Here is a 6947-nt window from a genome sequence, read left to right as displayed (position 1 = left end):
ATCGAAGGCGCGCTTGCGGCCGACGCGGCCTTCGCCCATTACCGGCCCTGGGTGCTCGACCCGGTCCTCAAGCTGGTAGGGCTTGTCCTTCCTGAGGTCGAGCAGCTGTTCCATGAAAAGTCGGTCACCGGACGCGGCGCCTGGAACCGCCTGTTCGACGAGACGATGACCGACCTGCGCTTCGATGTCGACGGCGAGGAGTTGACGCTGGAGCCGGCGCTGAACCGGCTGCAGGACGCCGATGGCGAAGTGCGTCGCCGCGCCTCCGAGGCGCTCGCCGCGACTTTCCGCAAGAACCTGCGCACCTTCACGCTGATCACCAACACGCTGGCCAAGGACAAGGAAATCTCCGACCGCTGGCGCGGCTTCAAGGACATCGCCGATTCACGCCATCTCGCCAACCGCGTCGAGCGCGAGGTGGTCGACGCGCTGGCGGCCGCCGTGCGCGAGGCCTATCCGCGCCTCTCGCACCGTTACTACGCCATGAAGGCGCGTTGGCTAGGCATGGACGTGATGAACCATTGGGACCGCAACGCGCCCCTGCCCGAAACCCCGCAGGCGGTGATCCGCTGGGACGACGCCAGGGACACGGTGCTGTTGGCCTACCAGCGTTTCTCGCCCGACATGGCCGAGATCGCGCGGACCTTCTTCGACCGCAACTGGATCGACGCGCCCGTGCGGCCCGGTAAATCGCCCGGCGCCTTCGCCCATCCGACGGTGCCTTCGGCGCACCCTTATGTGTTGCTCAACTACATGGGCAAGCCGCGCGATGTGATGACGCTGGCGCACGAGCTCGGCCATGGCGTGCACCAGGTGCTCGCCGGCGGCCAGGGCGCGCTGATGGCCGCGACGCCGCTGACGCTGGCTGAGACGGCCTCCGTCTTCGGCGAGATGCTGACCTTCCGCTCGCTGCTCGACCAGACCGGCGACCGCCGCGAACGCAAGGCGATGCTCGCCCAGAAAGTCGAGGACATGATCAATACGGTCGTGCGCCAGATCGCCTTCTACGAGTTCGAGCGCAAGGTGCATGCCGAGCGTCGCAACGGCGAGCTCACTTCAGACAGGCTCGGCGAATTCTGGCTCGAGGTTCAAGCCGAAAGCCTGGGGCCGGCGATCAAGCTGCGCGACGGCTATGAGGTCTTCTGGACCTACATCCCGCATTTCATCCACTCGCCCTTCTACGTCTACGCCTATGCCTTCGGCGACTGCCTGGTGAACTCGCTCTATGCCGTTTATCAGAACGCCGAGCGCGGCTTTCAGGAGAAGTATTTCGAGATGCTGCGCGCCGGCGGCACCAAGCATCACTCGGAGCTTCTGGCGCCCTTCGGCCTCGACGCCACGGACCCCGCCTTCTGGCAGATCGGCCTTGGCGTGATCGGCGCGCTGATCGATGAACTGGAAGCGCTCGACAAATGACGGGTGTTTCGCCGGCGGCATAGGCCAGAACAATTTAGCCGGGGCGAATATTCGCGGCAGCTCTATTGTCGTCCTAAATATCTGTTCTTCAATAACTCTCCGCCGCATTTTTCAATTAGCTTTCCACGGGCCGTATGATAGCGTCCCGCCTCAAGCTCAGCCGGACGCATAGCGCGGGCCAGTGACGGCCCGTGTTGCGCTTCGGCGGATGCGATGACGGCCGTCGGCTATAGCTGGAGGAGAGCCACGCGCCGACAGCTCGATTGAAGCGGCTGTTCCGCCGACCGCGGAACGATAGACGATCCTTGCGGCAAGCTCGCCATTCCGGGCCGCGGCCGACAGATCGGACTGGAGAGGGAAATGAGCACTTTCTTCTACATGCTCCTGGCGTTCATTGTGGGTATTCTGGTTGGCTGGTTCTTCTGGGGCCGGCTGCGCGGCGAGCTCGACAGCCTGCGCGGCGATCTCGACCGCACGAAGAGCGAACGCGATAGATTGCGCGCCGATACCAATCGCCTGAGCGGCGAACTCGACGCATGCAGCCGCGCCCGCGCCGACCTCGAGGGCCGGCTGCGCGAGGCGCCTTCCACGCCCGCCAAGACCGGCGCCAACAAGGCCGCCGCGCCTGCGCCGACGGCGCTGATGTCGACACCGGCCGAGGCCAAATCGTCGCCGGCGAAATCGGCTGCGGCCAAACCCGCCGCGGCCAAGCCGGCGGCTCAGCCGAAGCCGGCGGCTAAATCCGCCGCGCCGAAGGCAAGCGCGGCGCCGAAGAAGGCCCCGGCTCCGAAGAAGGCCGCTGCCCCGAAGGCGGCCGCCGGCAAGGGCGACAATCTGCGCCGCCTGATCGGCATCGGCCCGGTCAACGAAAAGCTGCTCAAGGGCCAGGGCGTCACGACCTACGCCCAGATCGCCGCGTGGACCGAGGCCGACGTCAAGCGCATCGAAGACGTGCTGAATTTCGACGGTCGTATCGCGCGTGAGAAATGGATCGAGCAGGCGAAGCTCTTGGCCGCTGGCGACGAGAAGGAATTCGCCCGCCGATTCCCGACGGCGGGCACCGCAAGCAACACCTGAACAGCCGACATGTGTTGGCGCAAAGGCGGCGTCCTCCACGGGCGCCGCCTTTGTTTTGGACCACGGCCAGCTTTGCGCCGCCCGACGCCGTTCCCTCGATTGCGCCTCGCCGAGCCCCCATATAGAGCGGTCGACTGAATTGACCGCATTCGAGGCTTATGTCCCTGCCTTCAGCCATCTTCCGCAACGACGAGACCGCTCGCCAGTTCGTCTTCGACCGGCCGCACGAAATCATTGTCGCGCGCAGCGCGGCCGAGTTCACGCCAGCGCTCGAGGCAGCGCAGGCGGCCTCCGACGCCGGCAAATGGCTGGCAGGCTATTTCTCCTACGAGGCCGGCTACCTGCTCGAGCCAAAGCTGGTGCCATTGTTGCCTGAAGGACGCCGCGCGCCACTGATCTGTCTCGGCGTCTTCGACGCGCCGCTCGAACAGGCGGTGCCGAAGGGTTCGGGCCCCGCCAGCAACGGCCCGATCTTCGACGCCAGGGCAAGCTGGTCCGCCAAGGACTACGCCGTCCGCTTCGCGCGCCTTCACGAACACATCCGCAAGGGCGACTGCTACCAGGGCAATCTGACCTTTCCGGTCCATGCGCAATGGTCCGGCGATCCGCTTGCCGCCTTCGACGCGCTGACCGAACGCCAGCCGGTGAAATACGGCGCGCTGATTTCGCTTGGCGATCCGGTCGTGCTGTCGCGTTCGCCGGAACTCTTCTTCGAGATCGACGCCGAAGGCATGATCGAGACGCACCCCATGAAGGGCACCGCGCCGCGCGGCGCGACCAGGGCCGAGGACGCGCGGCTGAAGGCGTTCCTGCGCAACGACGAAAAGAACCAGGCCGAGAACCGCATGATCGTCGACCTGCTGCGCAACGACATTTCGCTGATCAGCGAGGTCGGCACGCTGGAGGTGCCGGAATTGTTCCGCATCGAGACCTATCCGACGGTGCACCAGATGGTGAGCCGGGTGCGGGCGAAACTCTTGCCGGATGTCGGCATTCGCCGGGTCTTTGCCGCGCTTTTCCCTTGCGGCTCGATCACCGGTGCGCCGAAGATCCGCGCCATGGAGATCCTGCACGATCTGGAGAGCGTGCCGCGCGACGTTTATTGCGGTGCCATCGGCTGGGTCGCACCCGGCGGCACGATGCGCTTTTCGGTGGCGATCCGCACCATCTCGCTCTTTGCCGATGGCGAGGCCGTCTACAATGTCGGCGGCGGCGTCGTCTTCGATTCGACGGCCGATGAGGAGTACCGGGAGTGTCTTCTGAAAGCGCGCTTCGCGACGGGAACCGTGCCGACTTCGAACTGATCGAGACCATGCGCTGGGAGCCTGGCTCGGGCTTCCTGCGCTTCGACCGCCATCTTGCGCGGCTTTACGCTTCCGCCGCGGAGCTCGGCTTTGCCTGCGACCCGCAACGGATCGGTGAGGTGCTGATGGGCGCGGTCGGCGGGCAGCAAATCGCGATGCGCACCCGGCTTGCCCTGCAGCGCAATGGCGAAGCGACAGCCGCCGCGCAACCTTACGAACCGCTTCCGGCCGGCAAGGTGTGGCGGCTGCGGCTGGCGCGAACCCGGCTCGATTCCAGTGACATGCTGCTGCGCCACAAGACCAGCCGGCGACAGGTCTACACGCACGCACGTGCCGAATATCTCATCACGCAAGCCGACGAGGTGCTGCTCGCCAACGAGCGTGGCGAACTCTGCGAGGGCACGATCACCAATCTCTTCGCCGACTTCGGCGACGGTGTGCTGGCGACGCCCCGGCTCGACTGCGGCCTTTTGCCTGGAATATTGCGCGGCGAGCTTCTGGACGAAGGCCGCGCCGTGGAAGCGATCTACAGCTACGACGATCTCAAGTCGGCGAAGGCGATCTTTGTCGGCAATTCACTGCGCGGGCTGATCCCGGCGCAACTGGCCTGACACTGGAGCCGCCAGTCGTTTTCTGTTTGAGAAAAGCCATTTTCTGTTTGAGAGAAGCATGATCGTTCGCCAGCCGACCCACATGCCCCCAACCCACACGCCCTATGACGGGTCTTCAAAGCCTTTCACCATCGGCCTCAAACCGCTCGAGCTCGATCGCTGGATCGAGATCGATCGGTTCCTTCTGCCCCATCTCGCAGAGAAGCGGCGGCTTTACACGGAAATCCCGGAAAAGGTCTTTGTCGAGGAAGACGGCACCCGCGACGCGCAGCGCGAGGTGCTGGACCTCCTCTCCGCCTATCTTCCGGCAAAATATCCTGAGACACACCGAGGTATCGGCTCGGATGTCGAGGTTGTCGGCCTCGAGCAGGCAACGGGCGGACTGGCTCCCGATTTGCTGGAAGCGCCGCTTGTCCGGGCGTCCCTGCTGGTCCAGGAAGATCTGATCCTGATGCGCCGGGGCGACGACGGCTGGCGGCTCGCCGCCGGCTCGCTCTGTTTCCCCTCATCCTGGTCGCTCCAGGAAAAATTCGGCAAGCCGCTTCAGGAGATCCATGCGCCCGTGCCTGGCTTCGGCCCCGGCACGCGGCCGGCCGATTTGATCAACCGCATGTTCGACGGGCTGCAGGGCCAGGCGGTCGAACGCTTCAACTGGTCGATCCAGGCGGGCGACGCACTCTATCATCCGCTTTCCAACATCCAGCGCCTCGACCGCGCCACCAACCGCCCGACGCGCTTTCCGGACGGCGACATCAACGCGCATGCCTTCATCCGCGTCGAGCGCCAAACGCTGCGCAAGCTGCCGGTCTCGCGCGACATCCTCTTCACAATCCGCATCCATCTCGACCCGCTGGCCGTGCTTGCCCGCCACCCAGACAAGCCAGCGCTCGCGGCCTCTTTCGCCGGGCAGCTCAACGCCCTCGATCAGGAACAGCTCGACTACAAGGGCCTGACCGCCGACCGCGACCGGCTGGTCAGCTTCCTCGACGGCATGGCCAAGGCGGCTTAACCACGCCATCATCGCGACTTAGCCGGCGGTTGGCGCTTTTCGCTGGTTTGTGACAATGATCTGTGGTGTAGCGCTTCCGGCGGAAACGCCGGATTTTGCATGTGTTTGAAGGAGTGTCCCAGAAAATGGCGAATGAAAACTGGCCCGTTTACGGTGAAATCACCGGCCCTGTCGTGATGATCGGCTTCGGCTCGATCGGACGGGGAACGCTGCCGCTGATCGAACGCCATTTCAAGTTCGACAAGTCGCGCATGGTGGTCATCGACCCGCTCGACACCGACCGCAAGCTGCTCGACGAGCGCGGCATCACCTTCATGCAGGACGCCGTCACCAAGAAGAACTACAAGAAGCTGCTGACCCCGCTTCTCACCAATGGCGGCGGCCAGGGCTTTTGCGTCAACCTGTCGGTCGACACCTCCTCGCTCGAATTGATGAAGCTCTGCCGCAAGCTCGGCGTGCTCTACATCGACACCGTGGTCGAGCCCTGGCTTGGCTTTTATTTCGACGAAACGGCCGACAATGCCTCGCGCACCAACTACGCGCTGCGTGAAACCGTGCGCGAAGAGAAAGAGAATAATCCCGGCGGCAGCACGGCGATCTCCTGCTGCGGCGCCAATCCCGGCATGGTCTCGTGGTTCGTCAAGCAGGCGCTGGTCCACCTGGCCACCGATCTCGGGCTCGAATTTGCCGAGCCCGAGCAGCACGACCGCGAGGGCTGGGCCAAGCTGATGAAGAAGACCGGCGTCAAGGGCATCCACATCGCCGAGCGCGATACCCAGCGCACCAAGAAGCCGAAGCCGATGGACGTGTTCTGGAACACCTGGTCGGTCGAGGGCTTCATCTCGGAAGGCCTGCAGCCGGCCGAGCTCGGCTGGGGCACGCACGAAAACTGGATGCCCAAGAACGGCAAGAAGCACAAAAACGGCTCGCAGGCGGCGATCTTCCTGGAGCAGCCCGGCGCCAACACGCGCGTGCGCAGCTGGTGCCCGACGCCCGGCGAGCAATACGGTTTCCTGGTGACGCACAACGAGTCGATCTCGATCGCCGATTTCTTCACCGTGCGCGGCAAGAAGGGCAAGGTGAACTACCGCCCGACCTGTCACTATGCCTACCATCCCTGCAATGACGCCGTGCTGTCGCTGCACGAGATGTTCGGCGCCGCCGGCAAGGCGCAGCCCGTCCACCATGTGCTCGACGAGAACGAGCTGGTCGACGGCGTCGACGAGCTCGGCGTGCTGCTCTACGGCCACGACAAGAATGCCTACTGGTACGGTTCGCAGCTGTCGCTGGCCGAGGCGCGCAAGCTGGCGCCTTACCAGAACGCCACCGGCCTGCAGGTCACCTCGGCGGTGCTCGCCGGCATGGTCTGGGCGCTGGAAAATCCGGCGGCCGGCATCGTCGAGTCCGACGAGATGGATTACCGGCGCTGCCTGGAAGTGCAGTTTCCCTATCTCGGGCCGGTCAGGGGCTATTACACAGACTGGACGCCGCTCGATAACCGCCCGGGCCTTTTCCCGGAGGATCTCGACA

The 6947-nt window shown here is 64.6% G+C and carries 6 protein-coding genes; all 6 read left to right on the top strand.

Annotated features, from left to right (window positions below):
- Positions 1-1416: M3 family oligoendopeptidase (locus tag EOA38_RS23420; RefSeq protein WP_127300362.1), on the top strand; the 1416-nt coding region annotated here is incomplete at its 5' end.
- Between the two features lie 360 nt (positions 1417-1776).
- A complete protein-coding gene (locus EOA38_RS23415; protein ID WP_126092144.1) occupies positions 1777-2493 on the top strand; it encodes a proton-conducting membrane transporter in 717 nt (238 codons plus the stop codon).
- Between the two features lie 158 nt (positions 2494-2651).
- On the top strand, positions 2652-3797 hold the full coding sequence (locus tag EOA38_RS23410) for an aminodeoxychorismate synthase component I (protein ID WP_126092143.1): 1146 nt from the start codon (positions 2652-2654) through the stop codon (positions 3795-3797).
- A complete protein-coding gene (locus EOA38_RS23405; protein ID WP_126092142.1) occupies positions 3746-4408 on the top strand; it encodes an aminotransferase class IV family protein in 663 nt (220 codons plus the stop codon). The genes EOA38_RS23410 and EOA38_RS23405 overlap by 52 nt, the downstream gene beginning before the upstream one ends.
- 58 nt (positions 4409-4466) lie before the next feature.
- Positions 4467-5417, top strand: coding sequence for a DUF3445 domain-containing protein (locus EOA38_RS23400; protein ID WP_126092141.1), 951 nt, complete (start codon positions 4467-4469; stop codon positions 5415-5417).
- A 125-nt stretch (positions 5418-5542) separates the two neighbouring features.
- Positions 5543-6947: homospermidine synthase (locus tag EOA38_RS23395; protein ID WP_127300361.1), on the top strand; the 1405-nt coding region annotated here is incomplete at its 3' end.

The sequence above is a fragment of the Mesorhizobium sp. M1E.F.Ca.ET.041.01.1.1 genome (assembly GCF_003997355.1).
Classification (GTDB): domain Bacteria; phylum Pseudomonadota; class Alphaproteobacteria; order Rhizobiales; family Rhizobiaceae; genus Mesorhizobium.
The sequence above is the reverse complement of the archived record's forward strand: the minus strand, read 5'-3'. Positions and strand labels throughout refer to the sequence as shown.

What these genes read in the sequence shown, in the direction of transcription:
- EOA38_RS23415 (WP_126092144.1), top strand. Translation starts at nt 1,777, where the DNA reads ATGAGCACTTTCTTCTACATGCTCCTGGCGTTCATTGTGGGTATTCTG.
- EOA38_RS23410 (WP_126092143.1), top strand. Translation starts at nt 2,652, where the DNA reads ATGTCCCTGCCTTCAGCCATCTTCCGCAACGACGAGACCGCTCGCCAG.
- EOA38_RS23400 (WP_126092141.1), top strand. Translation starts at nt 4,467, where the DNA reads ATGATCGTTCGCCAGCCGACCCACATGCCCCCAACCCACACGCCCTAT.